This is a genomic window from Pseudomonas sp. FJ2-5-13 (assembly GCF_029201605.1).
In the GTDB taxonomy this organism is placed as follows: domain Bacteria; phylum Pseudomonadota; class Gammaproteobacteria; order Pseudomonadales; family Pseudomonadaceae; genus Aquipseudomonas; species Aquipseudomonas lactis.
This window is the reverse complement of record NZ_CP104045.1, coordinates 4,260,908-4,283,873: the sequence shown is the minus strand read 5'-3', so window position 1 is coordinate 4,283,873 and position 22,966 is coordinate 4,260,908. Positions and strand designations below refer to the sequence as shown.

The 22,966-nt window shown below is 61.3% G+C and carries 21 protein-coding genes; 12 read left to right on the top strand and 9 right to left on the bottom strand.

Translation table 11 applies throughout. The features are described from left to right. The first annotated feature begins 267 nt into the window (after positions 1 to 267). From cobU to N2A98_RS18815, 7 genes are all read left to right on the top strand, one after another. The gene (gene cobU, locus N2A98_RS18845; protein ID WP_078803578.1) at positions 268 to 789 is read left to right on the top strand and encodes a bifunctional adenosylcobinamide kinase/adenosylcobinamide-phosphate guanylyltransferase; all 522 of its coding nucleotides are present in this window, start codon (positions 268 to 270) and stop codon (positions 787 to 789) included. Further along, positions 786 to 1,841 (top strand): nicotinate-nucleotide--dimethylbenzimidazole phosphoribosyltransferase, encoded by a 1,056-nt coding sequence (cobT, locus tag N2A98_RS18840; RefSeq protein ID WP_047711516.1) that lies wholly within the window; start codon positions 786 to 788, stop codon positions 1,839 to 1,841. Before cobU ends, cobT begins: the two co-directional genes overlap by 4 nt. Continuing rightward, positions 1,838 to 2,413: an alpha-ribazole phosphatase family protein gene (gene cobC / locus N2A98_RS18835; RefSeq protein WP_078803576.1), complete on the top strand. Its 576-nt coding sequence runs from the start codon at positions 1,838 to 1,840 to the stop codon at positions 2,411 to 2,413. The genes cobT and cobC overlap by 4 nt, the downstream gene beginning before the upstream one ends. 2 nt (positions 2,414 to 2,415) lie before the next feature. Further along, a complete protein-coding gene (locus N2A98_RS18830; protein WP_078803581.1) occupies positions 2,416 to 3,144 on the top strand; it encodes an adenosylcobinamide-GDP ribazoletransferase in 729 nt (242 codons plus the stop codon). 42 nt (positions 3,145 to 3,186) lie between these two features. After that, entirely contained in the window at positions 3,187 to 3,591 is a 405-nt protein-coding gene (locus tag N2A98_RS18825; RefSeq protein ID WP_044268436.1) for a MarR family transcriptional regulator, read from the top strand. A gap of 63 nt (positions 3,592 to 3,654) precedes the next feature. Next, a complete protein-coding gene (locus tag N2A98_RS18820) occupies positions 3,655 to 4,854 on the top strand; it encodes an MFS transporter (RefSeq protein ID WP_161975084.1) in 1,200 nt (399 codons plus the stop codon). 150 nt (positions 4,855 to 5,004) lie between these two features. Next, a complete protein-coding gene (locus N2A98_RS18815; protein ID WP_044268443.1) occupies positions 5,005 to 5,556 on the top strand; it encodes a redoxin domain-containing protein in 552 nt (183 codons plus the stop codon). A 65-nt stretch (positions 5,557 to 5,621) separates the two neighbouring features. Here N2A98_RS18815 and N2A98_RS18810 read toward each other — a convergent pair whose 3' ends face one another. From N2A98_RS18810 to N2A98_RS18795, 4 genes are all read right to left on the bottom strand, one after another. Further along, positions 5,622 to 6,899, bottom strand: a complete 1,278-nt coding sequence (locus N2A98_RS18810) for an outer membrane protein transport protein (RefSeq protein ID WP_044268446.1) — start codon at positions 6,897 to 6,899, stop codon at positions 5,622 to 5,624. Between the two features lie 145 nt (positions 6,900 to 7,044). After that, positions 7,045 to 7,527 carry a hypothetical protein gene (locus tag N2A98_RS18805; RefSeq protein WP_044268450.1) on the bottom strand — a complete coding sequence of 161 codons (483 nt, stop codon included), beginning with the start codon at positions 7,525 to 7,527 and terminating at the stop codon, positions 7,045 to 7,047. A gap of 278 nt (positions 7,528 to 7,805) precedes the next feature. After that, entirely contained in the window at positions 7,806 to 8,030 is a 225-nt protein-coding gene (locus N2A98_RS18800) for a hypothetical protein (RefSeq protein WP_003193022.1), read from the bottom strand. Positions 8,031 to 8,473: 443 nt separating this feature from the next. Next, a complete protein-coding gene (locus tag N2A98_RS18795) occupies positions 8,474 to 8,779 on the bottom strand; it encodes a hypothetical protein (RefSeq protein ID WP_032895920.1) in 306 nt (101 codons plus the stop codon). Positions 8,780 to 9,236: 457 nt separating this feature from the next. Between N2A98_RS18795 and N2A98_RS18790 the strand changes: the two genes are divergently transcribed. Together N2A98_RS18790 and rmuC are read left to right on the top strand one after the other, a co-directional pair. Next, a complete protein-coding gene (locus N2A98_RS18790; protein ID WP_034128342.1) occupies positions 9,237 to 9,560 on the top strand; it encodes a hypothetical protein in 324 nt (107 codons plus the stop codon). 175 nt (positions 9,561 to 9,735) lie between these two features. Further along, on the top strand, positions 9,736 to 11,100 hold the full coding sequence (gene rmuC, locus N2A98_RS18785) for a DNA recombination protein RmuC (RefSeq protein WP_275623623.1): 1,365 nt from the start codon (positions 9,736 to 9,738) through the stop codon (positions 11,098 to 11,100). Between the two features lie 651 nt (positions 11,101 to 11,751). Here rmuC and N2A98_RS18780 read toward each other — a convergent pair. From N2A98_RS18780 to N2A98_RS18770, 3 genes are all read right to left on the bottom strand, one after another. Continuing rightward, positions 11,752 to 15,222, bottom strand: a complete 3,471-nt coding sequence (locus N2A98_RS18780; protein WP_275622491.1) for a PAS domain-containing hybrid sensor histidine kinase/response regulator — start codon at positions 15,220 to 15,222, stop codon at positions 11,752 to 11,754. Positions 15,223 to 15,341: 119 nt separating this feature from the next. Continuing rightward, positions 15,342 to 15,725, bottom strand: coding sequence for a YbaN family protein (locus N2A98_RS18775; RefSeq protein ID WP_019818414.1), 384 nt, complete (start codon positions 15,723 to 15,725; stop codon positions 15,342 to 15,344). 20 nt (positions 15,726 to 15,745) lie between these two features. Continuing rightward, a complete protein-coding gene (locus tag N2A98_RS18770; protein ID WP_044268462.1) occupies positions 15,746 to 16,333 on the bottom strand; it encodes a YecA family protein in 588 nt (195 codons plus the stop codon). Positions 16,334 to 16,609: 276 nt separating this feature from the next. Here N2A98_RS18770 and recQ point away from each other — a divergent pair, with 276 nt between their 5' ends. Then, positions 16,610 to 18,739, top strand: coding sequence for a DNA helicase RecQ (gene recQ, locus N2A98_RS18765; protein WP_047711510.1), 2,130 nt, complete (start codon positions 16,610 to 16,612; stop codon positions 18,737 to 18,739). 121 nt (positions 18,740 to 18,860) lie between these two features. Then, positions 18,861 to 19,295, top strand: a complete 435-nt coding sequence (locus tag N2A98_RS18760) for a MarR family transcriptional regulator (RefSeq protein WP_003193007.1) — start codon at positions 18,861 to 18,863, stop codon at positions 19,293 to 19,295. A gap of 132 nt (positions 19,296 to 19,427) precedes the next feature. On the opposite strand, the gene N2A98_RS18755 is transcribed toward N2A98_RS18760, so the two are convergent. After that, positions 19,428 to 21,617, bottom strand: coding sequence for a patatin-like phospholipase family protein (locus N2A98_RS18755; protein ID WP_044268468.1), 2,190 nt, complete (start codon positions 21,615 to 21,617; stop codon positions 19,428 to 19,430). An 83-nt stretch (positions 21,618 to 21,700) separates the two neighbouring features. Between N2A98_RS18755 and N2A98_RS18750 the strand changes: the two genes are divergently transcribed. Continuing rightward, complete coding sequence (locus N2A98_RS18750) at positions 21,701 to 21,988, top strand: SelT/SelW/SelH family protein (protein WP_275622490.1); 288 nt, start codon at positions 21,701 to 21,703, stop codon at positions 21,986 to 21,988. A gap of 2 nt (positions 21,989 to 21,990) precedes the next feature. On the opposite strand, the gene N2A98_RS18745 is transcribed toward N2A98_RS18750, so the two are convergent. After that, positions 21,991 to 22,872 carry a DMT family transporter gene (locus tag N2A98_RS18745; protein ID WP_275622489.1) on the bottom strand — a complete coding sequence of 294 codons (882 nt, stop codon included), beginning with the start codon at positions 22,870 to 22,872 and terminating at the stop codon, positions 21,991 to 21,993. Positions 22,873 to 22,966: the final 94 nt, after the last annotated feature.

Genomic DNA, 22,966 nt, shown 5'->3' with positions numbered 1-22,966 from the left:
TCAGGGCGGAACCCTAAGTGGCCGTTACCTACATAACGGATATGCACTCGGTCTAATCCAACATCCCAGTTGGCCGTCAGGCCGTCTTCGCAGGCAAGCCAGCTCCCACATTTGGATTGCGGAGCATCAGATGGATATGCGCCGGCTGTCCGACCGTCGTGGGACCGGGCTTGCTCGCGAACGCGGTGGGCCAGCCATAGGTGCATTCACTGACACACCCTATTGGCGAGCAAACCCACCCCCACACTGTTCGCCAGAGACCTTTGCATGTATCAATTGATCCTCGGCGGCGCCCGTTCGGGCAAGAGCCGCCTGGCCGAAAAGCTTGCCTCAGAGAGCGGGCTTGCCGTCATTTATATCGCCACCAGCCAACCCCTCGACGGTGAGATGAACGAGCGCGTCGCGCTGCACCGCCAGCGCCGCCCCGACCATTGGGGCCTGGTTGAAGAACCCATCGACCTGGCGCGCGTGCTGCGCGAAAACGCCGCCACTGATCGCTGCCTGCTGGTGGATTGCCTGACCTTGTGGCTCACCAATCTTCTGATGCTCGAAGACCCGGCCCGCCTTGCATCCGAGCGTGATCACCTGCTGCAAACCCTGGCCTCGCTGCCGGGGGAAATCATTTTTGTCAGCAACGAGACCGGTCTGGGTGTCGTGCCGCTGGGCGAATTGACTCGCCGTTATGTGGATGAAGCCGGTTGGTTGCATCAAGCCTTGGCCGAGCACTGTCAGCGCGTTGTGCTGACGGTTGCCGGCCTGCCCCTGACTTTGAAAGGTACTGCGTTATGACCGATTCCTGGTGGCTCAACCCCTGCAAGACCATTGATGCCGCGGCCCACGAACAGGCGCTGGCGCGTCAGCAGCAGTTGACCAAACCCGCCGGCTCCCTCGGCCAGTTGGAAGCGCTGGCGGTGCAGCTGGCAGGTTTGCAGGGCCAGGCCAAGCCCTCGGTAGAACACCTGTGGATCGCGATTTTTGCTGGCGATCACGGTGTGGTCGCTGAAGGTGTATCGGCATTTCCCCAGGCGGTCACTGGCCAGATGCTGCAAAACTTCGTCACCGGTGGTGCGGCAATCAGCGTGCTGGCGCGGCAACTGCAAGCGCAATTGGAAGTGGTCGACCTCGGCACCATCACGCCGTCCTTGGATTTGCCCGGCGTTCGTCACCTGAATATCGGCGCGGGCACGGCCAATTTCGTCCATGGCCCGGCGATGACCCAAGCCCAAGGGCAGTTGGCCTTGCAAGCTGGACGAGACAGCGCACGCCGCGCCCTGGAAAGCGGTGCGCAACTCTTTATCGGCGGTGAGATGGGCATCGGCAATACCACTGCCGCCAGTGCCTTGGCCTGCGCATTGCTGGATTGCCAGGTCACTGACCTCACAGGCCCTGGCACCGGTTTGAATGCCGCAGGGGTCAGCCATAAGGTCGCAGTCATTGAACGCGCCTTGGCGTTGCACGCCGGCCAGCGCAGTGATGCGCTGCAAACCTTGTTCAATCTCGGCGGTTTTGAAATAGCCGCGCTGGTCGGCGCCTACCTGGCCTGCGCCCAGGAAGGCATCGTGGTGCTGGTGGATGGGTTCATCTGCAGCGTGGCCGCGCTGGTGGCGGTGCGCTTGAACCCGGCGTGCCGCCAATGGCTGGTGTTCGGCCATCGTGGCGCCGAGCCGGGCCATCGCCATGTGCTGCACAGCCTCGATGCGCAGCCGTTGCTGGAACTGGGCCTGCGCCTGGGCGAAGGCAGCGGCGCCGCGTTGGCGGTGCCCTTGTTGCGCCTGGCGTGTGCGCTGCACGGGCAGATGGCGACCTTCGCCGAAGCCGCCGTGGCGGACCGCCCCGCATGACCTTGCGCCTGGACCTGCTGCGCCACGGCGAAACCGAACTGGGCGGTGGCCTGCGCGGCAGCCTGGACGATGCGCTGACCGTCAAGGGCTGGCAGCAGATGCGCGACGCAGTGGTGGGGCAGGGGCCATGGGATCGGCTGATCAGCTCACCGTTGCAACGCTGCGCTCTGTTTGCCCATGAGTTGGGGGCACAGCTCGATGTGCCGGTGAGTCTGGAGCCTGACTTGCAAGAGCTGCACTTCGGCGCCTGGGAAGGGCAGAGTGCGGCCGCGTTGATGGACACCGATGCCCAAGGGCTGGGCTTGTTCTGGGCCAACCCCTATGCCTTCACGCCGCCGCAGGGCGAGCCGGTCATCCAGTTTTCCGAGCGCGTGCTTGGCGCTGTCGCCCGGCTGCATCAGGCCTATGCTGGCCAGCGCGTGCTGTTGATCAGCCATGGCGGTGTAATGCGCCTGCTGCTGGCCCAGGCGCGAGGGTTGCCCCGTGAGCAACTGCTGAATGTCGAAGTGGGTCACGGTGCCTTGTTCGGCCTGCAGGTTGCGGCCGATGGCGTATTGAAGGAAGGACGCTGATGATGCTGCCGTTCTGGATCGCCCTGCAATTTCTCAGCAGTCTGCCCATTCGCTTGCCGGGCATGCCGCAGCCTCAAGAGCTGGGCCGTTCGTTGCTGTTTTATCCGCTGGTAGGGTTGCTGTTCGGCGTGTTGCTATGGGGCCTTAACCATGTGTTGCTGGGCGCACCGTTGCTGTTGCATGCCGCGTTGCTGCTCACGGCCTGGGTGTTGCTCAGCGGTGGCTTGCACCTGGACGGCCTGGCCGACAGCGCCGATGCCTGGCTGGGTGGCTTTGGCGACCGCGAGCGCACCCTCAGCATCATGAAAGACCCGCGCAGCGGCCCGATTGCGGTGGTCACCCTGGGCTTGGTGCTGCTGCTCAAGTTCAGCGCCTTGGTGGCGTTGATCGAACAACACAATGGCGCCGCCTTGATCCTGGCGCCTTTGATCGGACGCGCTTCGATGCTGGCGCTGTTTCTCACCACGCGCTACGTGCGTGCGGGTGGTTTGGGCCAGGCACTGTCAGACCATTTGCCGCGAATTGTCGGCCAACAGGTGCTGATCCTCAGCGGGTTGGCCTGTATCCTGATCGGCGGCTTCAACGGCGGCATCGCGGTGTTGCTGGCGGCATTGTGTTTCGTGTGGCTGCGCCAGTTGATGGTCAAGCGTCTGGGCGGCACCACGGGCGATACCGCCGGCGCACTGCTGGAGCTGCTTGAAGTCGTGGTGTTGGTCGGGCTGGCGTTGTAACGCTTTCTTGCAATTGGTTAACTCCGGGTATATACACGCTCTATGCTTGCCTCCCAATGTTTATGCACCAACCTGCGACGCGCCGCCCGTGGCGTCAGCAGGCACTACGACGGCGCTCTCGACGGCTTCGGGATCAACGTTGCCCAGTATTCTCTGTTGTGCAACCTGCAGCGTCTCGACCAGCCGAGCATTTCCAGCCTGGCGGACGCCATGGGCCTGGATCGCAGCACCCTGGGGCGCAACCTGCGCGTCCTGGAAGGTGATGGGCTGGTGCAGTTGGTAGAGGGCGACGATTTGCGCAACCGCCTGGTGGTGTTGACTGACGCCGGCCATGAACGGCTGGCCGCTGCGTTGCCGGCGTGGGAAGCAGCGCAACAAAAGCTGATTGATAAGCTGGGCGCCGAAAAGCGCGAAATGTTGTTGGCCTTGCTGGATGAACTCGCCTGAACGGCGGTTTGTTCGACTACAAGCGGGTATATACCCGCGAACGGAGAATAAGAAATGACCTCGATGTGGCGCACCAGTGGTTGGGTCCTTTTAGGGAGTGCGCTGATCCTGGCGTTGTCCTTGGGCGTACGGCATGGCTTTGGCCTGTTTCTAGCGCCGATGAGCAGCGAATTCGGTTGGGGGCGTGAAACCTTTGCCTTTGCCATCGCTTTGCAGAACCTGATCTGGGGCTTGGCGCAGCCATTTACCGGGGCCTTGGCCGACCGTTTCGGCGCGACCAAGGCGGTGTTTGTCGGCGGGGTGTTGTACGCCGTTGGCCTGGTGCTGATGGGCATGTCCGACTCCGCGTGGTCACTGTCTTTGAGCGCAGGCTTGCTGATTGGCATTGGCCTGTCCGGCACCTCGTTCTCGGTGATCCTCGGCGTGGTCGGCCGCGCCGTAGCGCCCGAAAAACGCAGTATGGCCATGGGCATTGCCAGTGCGGCGGGGTCGTTCGGCCAGTTCGCCATGGTGCCCGGCACCCTCGGCCTGATTGGCTGGCTCGGCTGGTCGGCAGCATTGCTGGCGCTGGGCTTGATGGTGGCGCTGATCCTGCCGCTGGTCGCCATGCTCAAGGACCGGCCGCTGGCGGTCACAGTGGGCCAGCAAACCCTGGGTGAGGCGCTCAAAGAAGCCTGTTCTCACTCCGGCTTCTGGCTGCTGTCCTTCGGCTTTTTTGTCTGCGGTTTCCAAGTGGTGTTCATCGGTGTGCACTTGCCGGCGTACCTGGTCGACCAGCACCTGCCGGCCACGGTGGGCACCACGGTGCTGGCGTTGATTGGCCTGTTCAACGTATTTGGCACCTATACGGCGGGTTGGCTCGGTGGGCGCATGTCCAAGCCGCGCCTGCTCACCGGCTTGTACCTGTTAAGGGCGGTGGTGATTGTGTTGTTCCTGTGGGCGCCGGTCACCGAAGTCACGGCCTATCTGTTTGGCATGGCGATGGGCTTTTTGTGGTTGTCCACGGTGCCGCTGACCAACGGCACCGTCGCGACCCTGTTTGGTGTGCGCAACCTCTCGATGCTGGGCGGGATCGTGTTCCTGTTCCACCAGCTTGGCTCTTTCCTCGGCGGATGGCTGGGCGGGGTGGTCTATGATCGAACCGGCAGCTACGATTTGATCTGGCAGGTGGCAATTTTGCTCAGCCTGCTCGCCGCCGCGCTGAATTGGCCGGTGCGTGAGCGGCCAGTGGCACGTATACAGGCGCAGATGGAGGCGGCATGAGCATGACAGCGCGTCTTATGCTGTTGGCAGGGGGGATGGTGTTGTTGCTGCTGGCCTGGTGGGGCTGGCAGCGGGGCGGCCTGGCGTTGATGCAACTGGGCATGGCGATCTGTTAAGTTGTGGGTCTGAACCGACTCAAGGACTTTTGACATGCAGATGCGCTGGCTCGCTGTACCCGTCCTGATGGCTATTGGCAGCGTGGCGATGGCCGCCAGTTGCCCACCGTTGCTGGAGGGCCAATTGCCCAAGCTGCGGGCCAAGGAATCCATCGACCTGTGCCAGCAATTCGCTGGCAAACCCTTGGTGATCGTCAATACAGCGAGCTTCTGCGGCTTTGCTCCGCAGTTCAAAGGCTTGGAAGCGTTATATCAGCGCTACAAGGGCGAAGGCCTGGAAGTGATTGGCGTGCCGTCCGATGACTTCAAGCAGGAAGCCAAGACCGGTGAGGAAACCGCCAAGGTCTGCTACGTGAATTATGGCGTGACCTTCACCATGACCGAGCCGCAGAAGGTCAAGGGGCCGGATGCGGTGCACCTGTTCAAGGTGCTTGCGCAGCAGGCCGACGCGGCGCCGAAGTGGAACTTCTACAAGTATGTGGTGGATCGCCAGGGCAATGTGGTTGCCAGTTTTTCCAGCCTGACCAAGCCGGACAGTCCGGAGCTGATCAAGGCGGTGGAACAGGCATTGGCTTCCAAACCCTGACCGCCAGCCAAACAAAAGCCCCGCCTCCTTCACAGGAGAGCGGGGCTTTTTTATACGGCTGCGGGTTAGAACTTGTAGGTCATGCCCAAGCCGAAACCGTTGGCGCTGTTTTCATACTTGGCGTTGTAGCTGGCCAATTGGTTGGAACGCGAAACCTTGACGTCCTCTTCCTTCAGGTAGGAGTAGGCCAGGTCAATGGTCATGTTATCCATGACCTGGTAGCCCAGGCCCAGGCTGAAGATCGTACGGTCGCCGGTCGGGATACGCGGCGAGCGATCCGTGTTGTTGGTCGGCGACTGGTCGAACGTCAGGCCGGTACGCAGCACCACCTGCTTGGTGAGCTGGTACGAGGTACCCACGGCGTAAGCCCAGGTGTCGTGCCAGTTCTGGTCTTCCTTGATCGTGCTGACCAGGCCTGGGGCAAGCGCGCCGCCAGTAGCGCCGCTGACGCCTTCGTTCTTGACGGTGATGTCTTTCAGGCGGCTCCAGCGTGTCCAGGTTGCACCGGCGTAGAGTTTCCACGCGTCGGTCAGGTCTTGAGTGACGGACAGGTCGTAGGACTCAGGGGTGTCGATTTTCAGCGAAGCGTCGTAGCGGTTGCTGCGCAGGAACGGCGAGGTCGCGGTCGGTGCGGTGACTTCGGTGTGGCCGTCCAGCTTGTAGCTGACCTTGGAGTGGTAGGTCAGGCCGACACGGGTGGTATCGGTGGCTTGAACCAGCACGCCGATGTTGAAGCCCAGTGCGGTGTCGTCACCCTTAATCTTGATATTGGTGTCTGGCGCGCGAGGGTTCAGCGTCAGGTCCGATTCCAGGGTACCGGCAATGCGGTTGATGGTCGGGCCGAAACCTACGGAAACGCGATCGTTGAAGGCGTAGCTGACGGTCGGTTGCAAAGTGATGACTTTCACTTCGCTCTTGCTGCCAAAGCCACGGCCCTGGAAGCCGCTTTCGTAGTCGGTCACCAGGCCGAACGGCGCATAGACGCCGAAGCCGACAGCCCACTGGTCGTTAAGTTTATTGGTGTAGAAACCGAAAGGCACGGCAGTGAAAGGCACCATATCGCCTTTATTGCTGCCAGCGGAGCGGCCGCTGACATTGCTGATATCGGTGGAGGCATCAATGGCTGCAACGCCACCAGTGATCTGTTGGCCTTCCAGGCGCGCCATACCAGCAGGGTTACCGAACACAGTGCTCGCATCATCGGCAGAGGAAGAGCGACCTGCGAAACCGGTACCCATCCCGCTCACGCTCTGTTCGTTGAGCGCAAAGCCGCTGGCGAACAGTTGGGAGGATGCCATGGCAACGGCGAGGCTAAGTGTGGTCTTGAGCATTACTTTTTTCATTATTAGAACTCCGTGTGATCACCGCTGCGGAAAGTATCAATAAATTTCAGATCGCGCTATAGGCTGTAATGCTGGAGATAGAGCGGTTTTGTAGGACAATCCGACCAAAATTGCCGTTTTTTGCCGAATCTTGCAATTTGCCCGGTCAACAAGTTGCCTGTTTCATTGGGCTTACACAGGTTTGCCAGGCTTGAGTGAAATCTCGCAGGCGGCCCTGGGGGTGGAATATTTCTTTCCAGATACGCGCCATGGCCAGTACATCGCCGGGCGCGGGCAGGGCAGGACGATGTTGTTCCACCAACAGCCAGGCGATCGCCGTGGCGTAGCGCAGATTTACCGTCAACTCCAACTGGGGCGCGCTGAGGAACGCATGTTGGCTGGCTAGCCCACGCACCAGGCTGGCGCGTTCCGGGTCCAAGGCCAGGTAGCCATCCCAGAGGGCGCGGTGGCGGGGTTCAGTGATGCTGTAAAGGCCATGGCCGCGGCGGTCATGCAGCGCCGAGCCCAGTTCTGACTGGCTGGCGGCAATGCCCAGCAACAGGGATTCGGCTGTTGGGCTGTGACGGCCGAGGTACATCAGCGTCGGCCGGATCACATAACGACACAATTCACTGGCGGCAATACCCATACGAGCCTCAGTCCGTGCAAAGAGTGGACGAGCCTGAGAAGGGGAGCTTGGCAGCGGTGAATCGGATCTCAGGCCCGTCGTAAGCGGATCATGCCGCTTGAGTTGAAGTGTAGTGTCATATTCACGATGTAAAGGACTGTTTTTAAAACATCTTCTGCAACCGGTTATAACGTTTATATCGATTTGTACTTAGCGCCACCGGCTCAAGGCCAAATTCCAGGCAATAAAAAACCCTGTTATTCAAACAGGGTTTTTTGAGTTTCAGCGACGCGGGTCGATCAGGCAGTCAGTGCCTGACGGGTACGATCGATCACGGCCTGCAGCGGTTCTGCGCTGGAGTATTGATCGGGGTACAGGCGTTCGCTGTGACGAGCGATGCCGTGTTCGTTGACCAGGGTGAAGCTGAAGCAGCCTTTGCGAGCGGCCATGATCAGGCAGTTCATTGGGGCAAAAGCGTTGGTGAGGGTGCGAATGGCATCCTGAGTGTGGATTTGAGCGTTCATATTATTGGTGTTCCTACAAATGACACGGATAAGAACCGTGCAACGTTAAAACGTTCCAGTAACGCTGATCACCATTGATCAAACGAAGAACCCGACTGGAACAAAGCAGCCAGTTTGAAGCGCTATTAAATTAGGCGCGCTTGGGCTGGCAGGTAGGTACTTAGGAGGGCAGGCAACACAACAGGGGCAAAGGTTCTGGGCCCGGGGTGAAGATCCTGATCAATTTGCAGGTTGGTTCGGTCAGAGTATTGGAACTTCGCGCCACCCTTTGTTTGTTCAAAGGCAGTGTCGTCGCAAGGAATACCTGGAAACCATCGAGGTGGTCGATCCCATGTGGTTCAGGGGACGTGTTCGACCAGAATTGACTTTCAGCTTGGTACTAACGCCGCGGATAGTAACGGATTGAAGCAGGGAAGGGAAGGCTGATTGCAAAAAAACTTCGATCAGCCGCCGAGCAACTCGCGATACACCAGCACGGTCATGGACGCTGCCAGGGCGCACCCCAACCCGTAGGCGGCGAGCGTCAACCGCAAGGACTGCCCGGTCTCGATCATGCGGATCACATCGCCCATGTCGTTGATTCTGCCATCACTGAGTTCGATGCACAGAATCACGGCGGTAAAGGCGGCCGATAGCAGGATAGCAATAGCAAACAGTGCGCCGTCCGGCGAGGGGAGCGCGGCATTGATCCCAAGCGAGGTCGCGCAGATGGCCAGCAGCAGCCCAGCGAATAACAGAATTCCTTTCATCGGCCCTACTGGTTTGCATTGGCGGTGGCGCAGTGTGGCGAGCCGAGGCAGATTTGAAAAGCCCTTGGGTTTGCCCGCTCAGTAACATGTTTAACCGGTGTTGAATCAAAAAACGCCGACGATATAACCAGCCGATCGGGACTTGTGCACATTCGTGGCCAAGGGTGTAACCCTGCTGTCACGGGTGTGCAAGTGCGCCCATTTGCCTGTAATCAAAATTTAAGTCAATGAAAAATCTCGCTTTTTTTTATTGGTGAAAAAATCGTCAGTTTGACTGCGGCCCCCGTTCCATGGGGCTTTGCGCCTGTTCAAGGGGGGTTGTCCACTGAGTTATCCACAGCTTCTGTGGATTGTCCCGAGCGCTTGCTCTAGGACGGGCGTGCAGGGTTTTTTCAGCTTTACCTGTACGAAAAAAAGAGTAGAGTGGCGCGCCTTCCGTTCTGCCCCACAGTGCTTTATGAAGTTTCGCTCAGTATCACCTTCTGTTACCGACACGCCCCAAACTGTTACCGCACCCAAGCGTTTTTCCTTGAAGGTCGCTTTGTGGCTGCTCGACAGCCCGCGCCTGGGGCAGAGTACCAATATCAAGCATCTTGCTGGACGCTTGCTCAAGCAGCCTGCCCGGGAAGGCGTGGTGGCCGCTCAGAGCCGTCTTGGCCAACTGATGTGCCGCGAGTGCGGAAACGCCCGTGACCGGCGCATCGGCCACGATTTGTTGCGTTCGGCTGCTCGCGCCGGCGACCGTCGCGCCCAGCGCGAACTGGGCCAGGTCGAAGACTGAGCTGTCCTCCGGCCTTAGGCTTGGTTACCCTTGATCTTTTTCGGTGATGGCAGAAATGGCTATGGTGTTTGACTGGACCAGTATCGCCTTGGGTCTTGTGGGCGCAGCCGTGCCGCTACTGGCGCTGTGCTGGCAACTCCAGCGGCGCCTGACCGCGCGCACCACCGGCTGGGAGCTGTTGGAGGAGCGCCTGGCGACTGCACAACTGGCCCAGGAAGGGCTCGCCGCCCAACTGGACGCCAGCCGCGATGAGATCAGTGACCTGAGCCAGGCCAATGCTGCCAAGCAAGCCGACCTGGCGGCGCTGCGCCGTGAAGTCGAGCTGTTGCAGATCGACCGCGATAACGCCCGCGACGCCGCGCACGCCTGGAACCTCGACCGCAGCGCCAAGGAAACCGAACTGCGGCGCCTCGACGCCTTGGCCGCGGCCCTGAGCGCCGAATTGCGCGAGCAGCAAGAGAGTCATCAGCAACGCCTCACCGACCTGCAAGGCTCACGGGACGAGCTGCGTGCGCAATTTGCCGAGCTGGCCGGCAAGATCTTCGACGAACGTGAGCAACGCTTTGCCGAAACCAGCCAGGAACGCCTCGGCCAACTGCTCGACCCGCTCAAGGAACGTATCCAGTCCTTCGAGAAGCGTGTCGAAGAAAGCTATCAGAACGAAGCCCGTGAGCGCTTTTCCCTGGCCAAAGAGCTTGAGCGCCTGCAGCAATTGAACCTGCGCCTGTCGGACGAAGCCACCAACCTGACCCGCGCCCTCAAGGGCCAGAAAACCCAGGGCAACTGGGGCGAGCTGATTCTTGAGCGGGTGCTGGAGCACGCCGGCCTGGAGAAGGGCCGTGAATACCAGACCCAGGTCAGCCTCAAAGGCCCGGACGGCGAGCGTTTCCAGCCTGACGTGCTGATCATGTTGCCGGGCGACAAGCAGGTGGTGGTCGACTCCAAAGTCAGCTTGACCGCCTATCAACAGTACGTTGCGGCGGATGACGAGGTGATTGGCCAGGCCGCCTTGAAGCAGCACGTGCTGTCCCTGCGCAATCATGTCAAAGGCTTGGCCGGCAAGGACTACAAGCGCCTGGAGGGTTTGCACAGCCTGGATTTCGTGCTGCTGTTCGTACCGATCGAGGCCGCCTTTTCCGCGGCATTGCAGGCCGAGCCCAACCTGTTCCAGGAAGCCTTCGACCGCCATATCGTGATCGTCAGCCCCACCACCTTGCTCGCCACCCTGCGCGTGATCGACAGCCTCTGGAAGCAGGAACGCCAGAGCCAGAACGGCCGGGAAATTGCCGAGCGTGCCGGCTGGCTGTATGACAAGTTCGTGCTGTTTATCCAGGACCTGGACGAAGTGGGCAACCGACTGCAACAGTTGGACAAGGCCTACAGCGCGGCACGCAACAAGCTGACGGATGGGCGGGGGAACCTGGTCAGCCGTACCGAGCAATTAAGATTGCTCGGCGCCCGCGCCAGTAAGAGCTTGCCGGCAGATCTGCTGGAGCGGGCAATGACCGATTCGGACGGCGTGGCGCATCTCCCGGAATAAACACGGACCTAAATTGTGGGAGCGGGCTTGCTCGCGAAAGCGTAATGTCAGCCAGCACATCTAACACTGAAACACCGCTTTCGCGAGCAAGCCCGCTCCCACACATAGATCGAGTTCAGCCCCGTCATAGGCATAGTTATCTACAACTATGCAGCGCTCAACGGTAACCACGATGCGAAGCGAGCCGCCCTTGATCTTGATCTGCTTGTGATCTTGATCTTAAGCGCCCCGTTAAACCACGCTGGCCGGAATTCGACAGGGATTTGGGGGGTAAACCGGCAGGGATGCCGGTTTAGCCGCCCCGCGCCATGGATGGCGCGTGGCGGCGGCCCCCCAAATCACTGGCGGATTACGGGCACACCGAGCCTAGGCGAGGTGCCGAGTGGTGGGGCAAGAGCGTTTTGCTTACTTTTGCGCTTCTCAAAAGTGAGCCGCCGTCAGGGCGGAACCCTAAGTGGCCGTTACCTAAATAACGGATATGTACCCGGTCCAACTGTGTTGACTGTGAGGCCGTCTTCGCAGGCAAGCCAGCTCCCACATTTGGATTTCGGAGCGTCAGATGGATATGCGTCAGCTGTCAGGCCATCGCGGGAGCAAGCTCCCTCGCCACAGGTTCGGCGTCATACCGAAGTTGTGCAGATACCTATGCCGTTACAGGGGCAAATGCCTGCTCAACAGCGCCCTCAACGCCGCCGGCTTCACCGGTTTGGCCAAGTAATCCAACCCCGCCCCATGCACCTCGGCCACCATCTCCGGTCGCCCATCGGCACTGATCACCACACCGGGAATCGGCTCGGCCAGTTGCGCACGCAACCAGCCCATCAACTCGGTACCGGTTTCGCCGTGGTCCAGGTGGTAATCCACCAACGCCAGTTGCGGGCGGATACCCTCGGCCAGCAATGCCGCGCATTCGGCCTGGTTGGCGGCTGTCCAGACTTCACAGCCCCAGCGCGTGAGCAGGCTGCGCATGCCGATCAGGATGCTGTCTTCGTTATCCACGCACAGCACCCGTGCGCCACTCAAGGGCAGGCCGGTTTCTGCCGGCGCCTTGGGTTGCACGCTGGCCTGGTTGCGGGCCAGCGGCACGCACACGCTGAAGACGCTGCCTTTGCCCGGCCAGGAGCGCACGCTCAGGCGATGGCCCAGTACGCGGCACAGGCCGTCGGCAATCGCCAGGCCCAGGCCCAGGCCCTTTTCGGCTCGGGTCTGGTGGCTATCCAGGCGCTTGAACTCTTCGAAGATCACCTTTTGTTTATCCGGCGCAATGCCAGGGCCACGGTCCCAGACCTCCAGGCACAGTTCGCCCTTGCGACGACGTACGCCCAGCAGCACCGGGCCGTCGGCATAACGGAAGGCATTGGTCAGAAAGTTCTGCAAAATCCGCCGCAGCAGCTTGATGTCGCTGTCCACCCGCATACGGCTGCCGCGCCAGCGGAAGCGTAAGTGTTGCTCCTGGGCCAGTGCCTTGAATTCTGCGCCCAGGGTGTCGAACAGCTCGTTGAGGACAAAGGGCTGGCGCTGCGGATTGATCTTGCCGTTTTCCAGGCGCGAAATATCCAGCAAATCACTGATCAAGTCTTCAGCCGAGCGCAGCGAGCTGTCCAGGTGTTGCACCAGCTGCCGTGCTTCGCCGGACAGGCCATCGGTCTGGTGGGAGAGGGCGGCGGAAAACAGCCGCGCAGCGTTCAGCGGCTGCATCAGGTCATGGCTCACGGCCGCCAGGAACCGCGTCTTCGACTGGCTGGCGGATTCGGCCACGCCCTTGGCGTCGGTGAGGGCCACGTTCAGTTGCGACAGTTCATGGGTGCGCTCGGTCACCCGCTGCTCCAGGCCCTCGTTGGCCTCGGTCAGCGCTTGTTCGGCTTCGCGGAACGCGGTGATGTCTGTGAAACTCATGACAAACCCGCCACCGGGCATCGGGTTGCCGATCAACTCGATCACTCGGCCATTGGGGAACAGGCGCTCGGAGGTGTGGGCACGCCCCTGGCGCATCCAGTGCAGGCGACGCGCCACGTGCACTTGCGCTTCACCGGGGCCACACAGGCCGCGCTCGGCGTTGTAGCGAATGATGTCTGCAATGGGCCGGCCAACGCTGATCAAGCCGTCCGGGTAGTTGAACAGTTCCAGGTAACGCCGGTTCCAGGCCACCAGCTTGAGCGACTGGTCCACCACGCTGATGCCCTGGGTGATGTTCTCGATGGCGCCTTGCAGCAGGGCGCGGTTGAACTGCAGCACTTCGGAGGCTTCGTCGGCGATACGGACCACGTCCTCCAGCTGCATTTCCCGCCCTTCAATCGCCGCTTTCACCACCGCCCGCGTCGAGGAGGCGCCGAGTACGCCGGCCAGCAAGCGTTCGGTGTGGGCGATCCAATCGTTATCGGCATTCTGGTTGGGGTTGAAGCCTTTGCCCTGGCGATAGGCGAAGCGAATAAAACTCTGCTGGGCCCGTTCTTCCCCGACGAAACGTGCCGCCAGGCTGAGCAGGTCGCTGATCTGTACCGACAGCATGGAACGCGCACTCGCGCGCTGGCTGATTTCCTGGCCGATAAAACGACCTGCCTGCCAGTGCTCGGAAACCCGTGTGCGCGACAGCATCGACACCCACACGAAGAGGGTGAAGTTACCGGCCAGGGAGAACACAGTGCCCAGGGTCAGCGAGGTTACCGACAGCCCGAACGGGTGGGAGTGCATCCAGGTCAGGCCGGGGAAAAGGTTGAGCGACCAGCCCAGACTTTTCGCCGTCACCGGCAGGACCAAAGTGTAGAACCACAAGAAGGTACCGGCGGCCAAACCGGCAAACACCCCACGCCGGTTGGCTTGCTTCCAATACAGCGCACCGAGCATCGCCGGGGCCAGTTGGGTCACGGCGGCAAAGGCGATCTGGCCGATGGTCGCCAGGCTGGCGGTGGAGCCCAGCAAGCGGTAGCTCACGTACGCCAGCAGCAGGATGATCACAATGCTCACCCGGCGCACCGACAGCATCCAGTGGCGGAAGACTTCGAATGGCCGTTCGGCGCTGGACCGGCGCAACAGCCACGGCAGCAGCATGTCGTTGGAGACCATGGTCGACAAGGCGATACTCGCCACGATCACCATGCCGGTGGCCGCCGACGCACCGCCAATAAACGCCAGCACCGCGAGCGCCGGGTGCGCCTCGGCCATCGGCAGGCTGATCACATAGGAGTCCGGCAGCACTGAGCTTGGCAACAGCATCTTGCCGCCCAGGGCGATGGGCACCACGAACAGTGCCGCGAGGATCAAGTAAGCCGGGAACACCCACTTGGCCAGGCGCAAATCCTGGGGGTCGATGTTCTCCACCACCGTCACATGAAATTGTCGTGGCAGGCAGATGATCGCCATCATGGCGACGCCGGTCTGCACCACCATCGATGGCCAGTTGATGGTCTCTTTCCAGTACTCCTCCAGGCGCGGGGCGAGCATGGCCTGGCTGAACAGGTCGCCGAAACCGTCGTACAAGCCGTAGGTGACAAACGCACCGACGGCAAGAAAAGCGAACAGCTTGACCAGCGACTCAAAGGCAATCGCCAGCACCATGCCGCGGTGGTGTTCGGTGGCGTCGAGGTTGCGCGTGCCGAACACGATGGTAAACAGCGCCAATACCAGCGACACAATCAAGGCCGTGTCCTGGGCGCGGGTGCCGGTGGTGTCGGGGCCGGCGCCGATCAGCAGGTTCACGCCCAGCACAATGCCTTTGAGCTGCAGCGCGATATAGGGCAGTACGCCGACCAGGCAAATCAGCGCCACCACCACCGCCAGGGACTGGGACTTGCCGTAACGGGCGGCGATAAAGTCGGCGATGGAGGTGATGTTTTCCTGCTTGCTGATCAGGATCATCTTCTGCAGCACCCAGGGGGCCAGCACCAGCAACAGCACGGGCCCCAGGTAGATCGGCAAGAATGCCCACAGTTGTTCGGCCGCTTGGCCCACGGCGCCGAAGAAGGTCCAACTGGTGCAGTACACCGCCAGCGACAGGCTATACACCCAGGCACGCACGCGCGGCGGCAGCGGCGCATGGCGGCGGTCACCGTAAAAGGCGATGGCAAACATGGTGGCCATATAGGCCAGGGCAACGGCGGCGATCAGCCCGCTGGACAGCGTCATGGTAACTCCGAGCATAAGAACACCCGGGCATTCCAGGCCCGGTTGGACAGTCTCGCATGATGCCTGGTGTTAGTCAGTGTCGACCAAGGTCGTGTGGGATCGAATGTCGCAGGCGGCGCTCAGCGCGGTGGCAGGGTTTTCTGGCGCAGGATGTAGATCGTCACCAGCACCGCACTGGTCAGCATAAAGCCCCGTGCCCAGGGCAGTGGCACCAGGTAGCAGGAGATCGAGATGCTCAACCACATCAAGCCAATGGCGTAGACCTTGCCTTTGAGCGGGATGCCATTGCCGTCCAGGTAGTCGCGCACCCAGGGCCCCAGGCGCGGGTGTTCCACCAGCCAGTGGTAGAAGCGCGGGGAGCTGCGAGCGAAGCAGGCGGCGGCGAGCAGCAGGAAGGGTGTGGTCGGCAACACCGGCAGGAAAATACCGATGACGCCTAGCGCTACGCTTAGCCAGCCAATGGCCAGCAGCGCGTAGCGCAGGAGCAGTGGACGGTTGCCCATGGGTGCCACGGGCAAGCGACTCAGTGGTGACGTGGCTTGAGGATCGCCGGTTTTTCGTCGGGCGCGTTGCACAGCAGGTACAGGGCGGTCAGGGCTTCCGGGATCTGCACGATCATGTCGTCCATCAGGTTGGCGTCGGCGGCGATGTCGGAGAACTCTGCCTCCTCTTCGAACAGGCCCGAACCGACCATGATCGGCAGCAGCATTTCACTGACTTCTTCTTCGGCGGTTTCGAACCAGGCGGCTTCGCGCAGGAACACGCCTTCCATGAAACCGATGCACCAGCCGCGCAGGTCGGAGTCATCCGGGTCGTCGCCCAGGTCCAGCTCGCACGGCAGCTCGAACTCTTCGTCGGAGGCCAGTTGGCGGGCGATGTGGGCTTTGAGGGCGAGCAGGGTGGATTCGATTTCTTCGCGCTGGGCGTCGTCGCTGTAGTGAGGCTCTTCAGCGAACAGCGCGTCGATCCATTCACGGTCCGGGACGGGGTCGGAGCAGATCGACAGGGCGGTCAGGTAGCCGTGGGCGGCCACGTAGTCCAGCGCCTCGTCATGCAGCTCATCGGCGTCGAGGAAGGCTTGCAGGCGGGTTAGTTGCTCAGCGAAGGACATTGAAGGGCTACCTTGGGAATAAACGATGCTGAATTCTAGGCTTTCTTGAGCGCCCAGGCCAGCCGCACGGCATATTTGCCCGGTTTTAGCCTGGTGCGTCTATTCGTCAGTCGCGCCCTTTGGGGGATAACGCTCGGGTATACTGCCGCGTTTTGTGATGCCCCTGCAGGCCCAGCGCCAATCCGGGAAAACTTCGCTTACGGATTATTTTTCGTGAACGCGGATTTTTTCGGCCAGCCTGTATAGAGGGATTTCGGCACCATTTTGGAGTTTTACATGCTCGAGCAGGCTCAACGCGTCCTCAAGGACATCTTCGGCTACGACAGTTTTCGTGGCCGCCAGGGTGCGATCATTGAGCGCGTGGCCAGTGGCGGCGATGCCCTGGTACTGATGCCTACCGGTGGCGGCAAGTCGCTGTGCTTCCAGGTGCCGGCGCTGTTGCGCAATGGCCTGGCCGTGGTGGTGTCGCCGCTGATTGCGCTGATGGACGATCAGGTCGCCACCCTTGAAGAACTCGGGGTCGCTGCCGCGTCGTTGAACTCCACCCTCAGCGCCGAGCAGCAGCGCGACCTGGCAGCGCGCATCAAGCGTGGCGAAGTGAAAATGCTTTACCTGGCGCCGGAGCGCCTGGTGCAGCCACGCATGCTGGCCTTTTTGCAGAGCCTTGAGATCGCCCTGTTTGCCATCGACGAAGCCCACTGTGTGTCGCAATGGGGTCACGATTTCCGTCGCGAATACCTGCAGCTTGGCCAATTGGCCGAACTGTTTCCCGATGTGCCGCGCATTGCGCTGACCGCCACCGCTGACAAGCGGACCCGCGAAGAGATCGTCGAGCGCCTGCATTTGCAGAACGCCGAGCGCTTCCTGTCGAGTTTTGACCGGCCCAATATTTTCTACCGCATCGTGCCCAAGGAGCAGCCGCGCAAGCAGTTGCTGGCGTTCCTGTCCGAACGGCGCAGTGATGCGGGCATCGTGTACTGCCTGTCGCGCAAGAAAGTCGACGAGGTCGCCGCGTTCCTCTGTGAGCAAGGCTACCCGGCGCTGCCTTACCACGCCGGCCTGCCCAATGACACGCGATCTGCGCACCAAAAACGCTTCCTGAACGAGGAAGGCCTGATCATGGTGGCGACCATTGCCTTTGGCATGGGTATCGACAAATCCAACGTGCGTTTCGTGGCGCACATGGACCTGCCCAAGTCCCTTGAGGCTTATTACCAGGAAACCGGGCGTGCTGGCCGTGATGGCCTGCCGGCGGATGCCTGGATGGTGTACGGCCTGCAAGATGTGGTGATGCTCAAGCAGATGCTGCAGAACTCCGAAGGCGACGAGCGCCACAAGCGTCTGGAGCAGCACAAGCTCGACGCCATGCTCTCGTTGTGCGAAGAGACCCGCTGCCGCCGCCAGACCCTGCTGGCGTATTTTGACGAAGACATGCCTGAACCCTGCGGCCACTGCGATAACTGCATCGATGGCGTGCAAACCTGGGACGCCACCGAACCGGCGCGCCAGGCGTTGTCGACGATCTATCGCACCGGCCAGCGCTATGGCGTGGGCCATCTGGTGGATGTTCTGCTGGGCAAGGACAACGAAAAAATCCGCAGCTTCGGCCACGAGAAACTCTCGGTGTACGGTGTCGGCAAGGCCCGGGCTGAAGGGGAGTGGCGTTCGCTGTTTCGCCAGATGGTTGCCCGTGGTCTGGTCGACATCGATATCGAGGGCTACGGCGGGCTGCGCCTGAATGACAGTTGCCGGCCCTTGCTCAAGGGCGAAGTAAGCCTGGAACTGCGCCGCGACCTCAAGCCGCAGACCACCGCCAAGAGCAGCAGCACCAGCCAGGCCAGCCAACTGGTGCGGGGCGAGGAGCGCGAACAATGGGAAGCCTTGCGCACCCTGCGGCGCAAACTGGCGCAGGAGCACAGCGTGCCACCCTACGTTATCTTCCCCGACTCCACCTTGCTGGAGATGCTCCGCGAGCAGCCCACCACCATGGCCGAGATGGCCCGGGTCAGCGGCGTGGGCGCGCGCAAACTGGAGCGCTACGGCCAGGCCTTCCTGGAAGTGCTCGGCGGCGAGGCCGAAGCGCCGAAGGAAATCGCCGATATTCGCCACGAACTGATCAGCCTGGCCCGTGCCGGCATGACCCCGCTCCAGATCGCCGGCCAGCTGCAATGCTCGGAAAAAAACGTGTACACCTTGCTCGCCGAAGCCATCGGCAAGCAGCAATTGTCCCTGGAGCAGGCTCTTGATTTGCCAGAGGATTTGCTCGGTGAAATCCAGGACGCCTTTCTCGATGGAGAAGGCGAATTGCCAGCTGTCACGGAGATTGCGCCGTTGTTTACCGGGCGTGTTCCGGAAGGCGTTTTGTACTGCGTGCGTGCCGCTTTGCAGTCCGAATTCGAAATTTAGTGTGCCAATTACGACAATGTAACGAATCAGTACATAGCGGGCCTTGCCTACGGGCAGGGCTCATGCTTAGCTGACTAATAATTAGCCATACTTTATTTTCAGTCTTAAACACGAGTTTTTTATGCCGTTAACCGATCAACACCGTTTTGGCATGCAGTTGGCGCAAATGTCCCGAGGTTGGCGCGCCGAACTGGACCGCCGTCTGGCGGGGCTGGGCTTGTCCCAGGCGCGCTGGTTGGTGCTGCTGCACCTGGCCCGTTTTGTCGAAGCACCCACCCAGCGTGAATTGGCCCAAAGTGTCGGCGTGGAAGGGCCCACCCTGGCGCGTCTGCTCGACAGCCTCGAAGGCCAGGGCCTGGTACAACGCCAAGCCGTGGTGGAAGACCGGCGCGCCAAACGCATCCTGCTGTGCGATACGGCTCAACCGCTGATCGACCAGATCGAAACCATCGCCACGGCATTGCGCCATGAATTGTTCGTGGGCGTGAATGAAGAAGACCTGCGGGTGTGCATGCGGGTGCATGAGCACATCTTGGCGAACCTGGAAAAGTCCTGATCTTCAGCAACACAGCAATCAAAGTGTGGGAGCGGGCTTGCTCGCGAATGTGGAGTGTCAGCCAATGTATCAGGTGGCTGATTGACCGCATTCGCGAGCAAGCCCGCTCCCACATTTGATTTGCGCAAAGTTTTAGAACGTCTGGCCCAGGTTCAAGTACACCGCCTTCTGATTATCATCATTGAACCCATAGCTGAAATTCAGCGGCCCCAATGGCGTATCAAACCCCAGGAAAATACTCGCGGCGTTGATATAGCCGCTGTCGAACTCGTTATCGTTGTTCCACGCCCGGCCCCGTTCAAGGGATGCACCCAGGTACAACGGGAAGTCCAGCGGCAGGTAAGAGCGCGGAGTGAGCCTGCGGAAGTACACCGCGCGCATCAGGCTGATGTTCTGCCCCGAAATCGCATCCTGGCGGAAGCCCGACAATTGCCGTGCGCCCCCCAGCAGAAAGCTGGAAATCACCACATCCGAATCATCCAGGGTGCGTCCATAGCGGCCGCCCAGTATCAGGGTGTCCGGGCCGTGGCTCATGGCCTTGTCCAGTTTGAACTCCCATTGGCGGTAGCGCTGGTCCGAGCCCAGGCCGGGTTCGAACTCGCGAAAGGCCAGGCTGATGTCTTCGCCGCTGTGGGGGAAGTACACGTTGTCCAGGGAATCGAAGGAGTATTTGAGCTCATAGAAGCCTTCGCTGAAGCTCACACTCGGTAGATCGCGGTCGCCAATGCGCACGTCCGCCTTGCCCCAGGCTTCACCTACGCCAAAGCGGATCTCGCCGCTGTTGCCGATCTGTCGGCCCACGTTCAAACCAAAGCCGTAGCGTTCCAGGCGGTATTCGGAGATGGGGTCGTTGTCCAGGATCAGCTCGACGTTCTGTGCCTCGGCCCTGATGTAGGGGGCCACAAAGTAGCGTGAGCCGGTGTCCATGGGTTGGTAGAACTCGCTGTACAGCTCCTGCCGATCACCAATCTGCACCCGCGTCAGCCATTCCGCGCCGAGGCGGTTGATGCCGTTCACGCGGTAACTGGCGCCGAGGTTGAAGGCGCTGTCGCCGCGCATGTCGTCCGAGAGGTTCAAGCCCAGGCGCAGGTAGTCGGTGCCGCTGCGCTTGCCGCGTGCGCTGATTACCAGGGTGTTGTCCTGGCCTTTTTTTACCACGCGGTATTGCACCTGCTCGAAGTAATCCAGGCCGTACAGGGTGCCCATATCCGATTGCAGGCGGCCCAGGTTCAGCGGTTCTCCCAGGCCCTGGCGGATGTAGTAGCGGATAACGTCGTCGCTGACCTTGGAGTCGTTCTCCACCTGGATTGCGGTGATCACCGGGGTGCGTTCGCCCGGCGTGCGCGCAGCTATCAGGTCGGCGTCGATGGGTTCGGCAGGGCGCAGGTGTGCCAGGCGTACGTCGAGGGCACGGGTGGCGCGGTAACCGGCTTCGATCATGTCCTTGGCGCGGCCGAAGTCGGTGACGCCATAAGCGGCCAGCGGCGGTTGGATCAACACGTCCTTGGGGTACAGGGCCTTGAGTTGCTCCTCGGAGTTGCGCCGGGTCATCAGGGTGATGGACTGGTTGAGCACGTCCACCACGGTGGCCAGTTGCTTGCGCGAGCGCAGCGGGGTGCCGATGTCGACCACGATGGCGATGTCGACGCCCATCTCCCGCGCCACGTCCAACGGGATGTTGTCGGTCATGCCGCCGTCCACCAGCAGGCGGCCATCCAGCTCCACCGGGGCGAACACCGCAGGGATCGACATGCTGGCGCGGATCACCTGGGGCAGGTGGCCTTTGCTGAACACCACTTTTTCGCCAGTGGTGATGTCGGTGGCTACGGCGCGGAAAGGGATCGGCAGCTTGTCGAAGTTACGCGTGTTGCTGCTGTGGGCGAACATGCTCTCCAGCAACAGTGCAAGGTTCTGACCCTGGATCACGCCCAGCGGCAGGCCGAGGCTGCCATCGTCGCGGAAACTGAGTTTTTGTTTGACCAGGAAATCCCGGTCATCCTGCTTGCGCCGAAACGGTACGTCTTCACGCGGTGGCGCGTCGGACAGGGCCTGCTGCCAGTCGATCCCCAGCGCCAATTTCTCCAGCTCGTCGATCTTGTAGCCCGACGCGTACAACCCGCCAATCACCGCACCCATGCTGGTGCCGGCAATCGCATCGATATGAATCCCTTGCTCTTCAAGCGCCTTGAGTACGCCGATATGCGCCAGGCCACGGGCGGCACCGCCAGACAGCACCAGGCCGATTTTCGGGCGGGGGGCTTCTACAGCGTCGGCAAGTAGGGGGACAAGGCACAGGAACAGGCAAGACAGCAGGCGGCGCATCATCAATCTCGTGGCTGGGCGACAAAGGCCGCTATTATAGCCACCCGATTCGCTGAGCCTGTTACGCCAGGAGCCGCTTAATGATGTCTGCATGCAAACCCGAGATCGTTATCACCTATTGCACCCAGTGTCAGTGGTTGCTGCGCGCCGCGTGGTTGGCCCAGGAGTTGCTCAGCACCTTTGCCGATGACCTGGGGCGCGTGGCGCTGGAACCGGCCACCGGCGGCGCGTTTCGCATCACCTATGATGGCGTGCAGATTTGGGAGCGCAAGGCCGATGGCGGTTTTCCCGAGGTCAAGGTGCTCAAGCAGCGAGTGCGCGACCAGATCGACCCCCAACGCGACCTCGGGCATAACGACCGTGCCGCCTGAAATCAGGCCGGCGCCGGTTGTTTGGCCTGGCTGGCGCTGCCCATCAGGCCCGAAAGCACGATGGCGACGATGATCAAGGCGCCGCCCAGCAGCATGCGCAGGGTCGGGGTTTCGGCAAACAGCAGCCAGGCCACGGTGATGCCGTAGACCGGCTCCATGGCAAACACCACCGACGCGGTGCGCGCCTTGATCACCGCGAGGCTGGCGACAAACAGACTGTGGGCCAAGCCAGTACAAAACACCCCCAGCAGCCCGATCCACAGCCAATCTATCCCACGCACCTGCGCCAGCCCCGGCGCGGCCACGGGCAGCAGGAGCGCGGCGACCACGACGTTCTGGCACAGCGCGGCCTGTACCGCAGGAATGCGCCCGGAACTGGCGCGATTGTTCAGCGACAACAACGAGAACAACAGGCCCGAGGCGATACCGCATAGCAGGCCGCCCGTAGCTTCGCTGGCGAGATTGAAATTCGGGGTCACAAGCACCAGGCCAACGGTGACCAGCACCACCAGCAGCACTTCGTTGGCCCGAATACGCTCGCGGAAAATCAGTCCCTCAAGGATCACCGTAAAGGCCGGAAACGCGGTGAAACCCAGGGTCGCCACAGCCACGCCCGCGACCTTGACGGCAATAAAGAACGTCACCCAATGGGCGGCCAACAACACACCGCTGACCAGCAGCCGGCGCCAGTCACGCATCTCCAGTTTTTTCCAGGGAGCGTTGCTGGCAAAGCGGGCGAATACCGCCAGCGCCAGCACGGCAAACGCCGCCCGGCCAAATACGATGATGGCGGGGGAGGCCGCCGCCAGCTTGCCGAATACGCCAGTGAGGCCAAACATCAATGCGCCGATATGCAGGGCGCCAAGGGCTGAGCGGGGAGTCATTGCGATCCTTGATCCAACAGGGGGTGACAGCCTCGCAGTCTAGAGGGTTGGCGGGGGGGCGTCTGTCGCGGGTGGGGTGGTTTTTAGCGCAAGA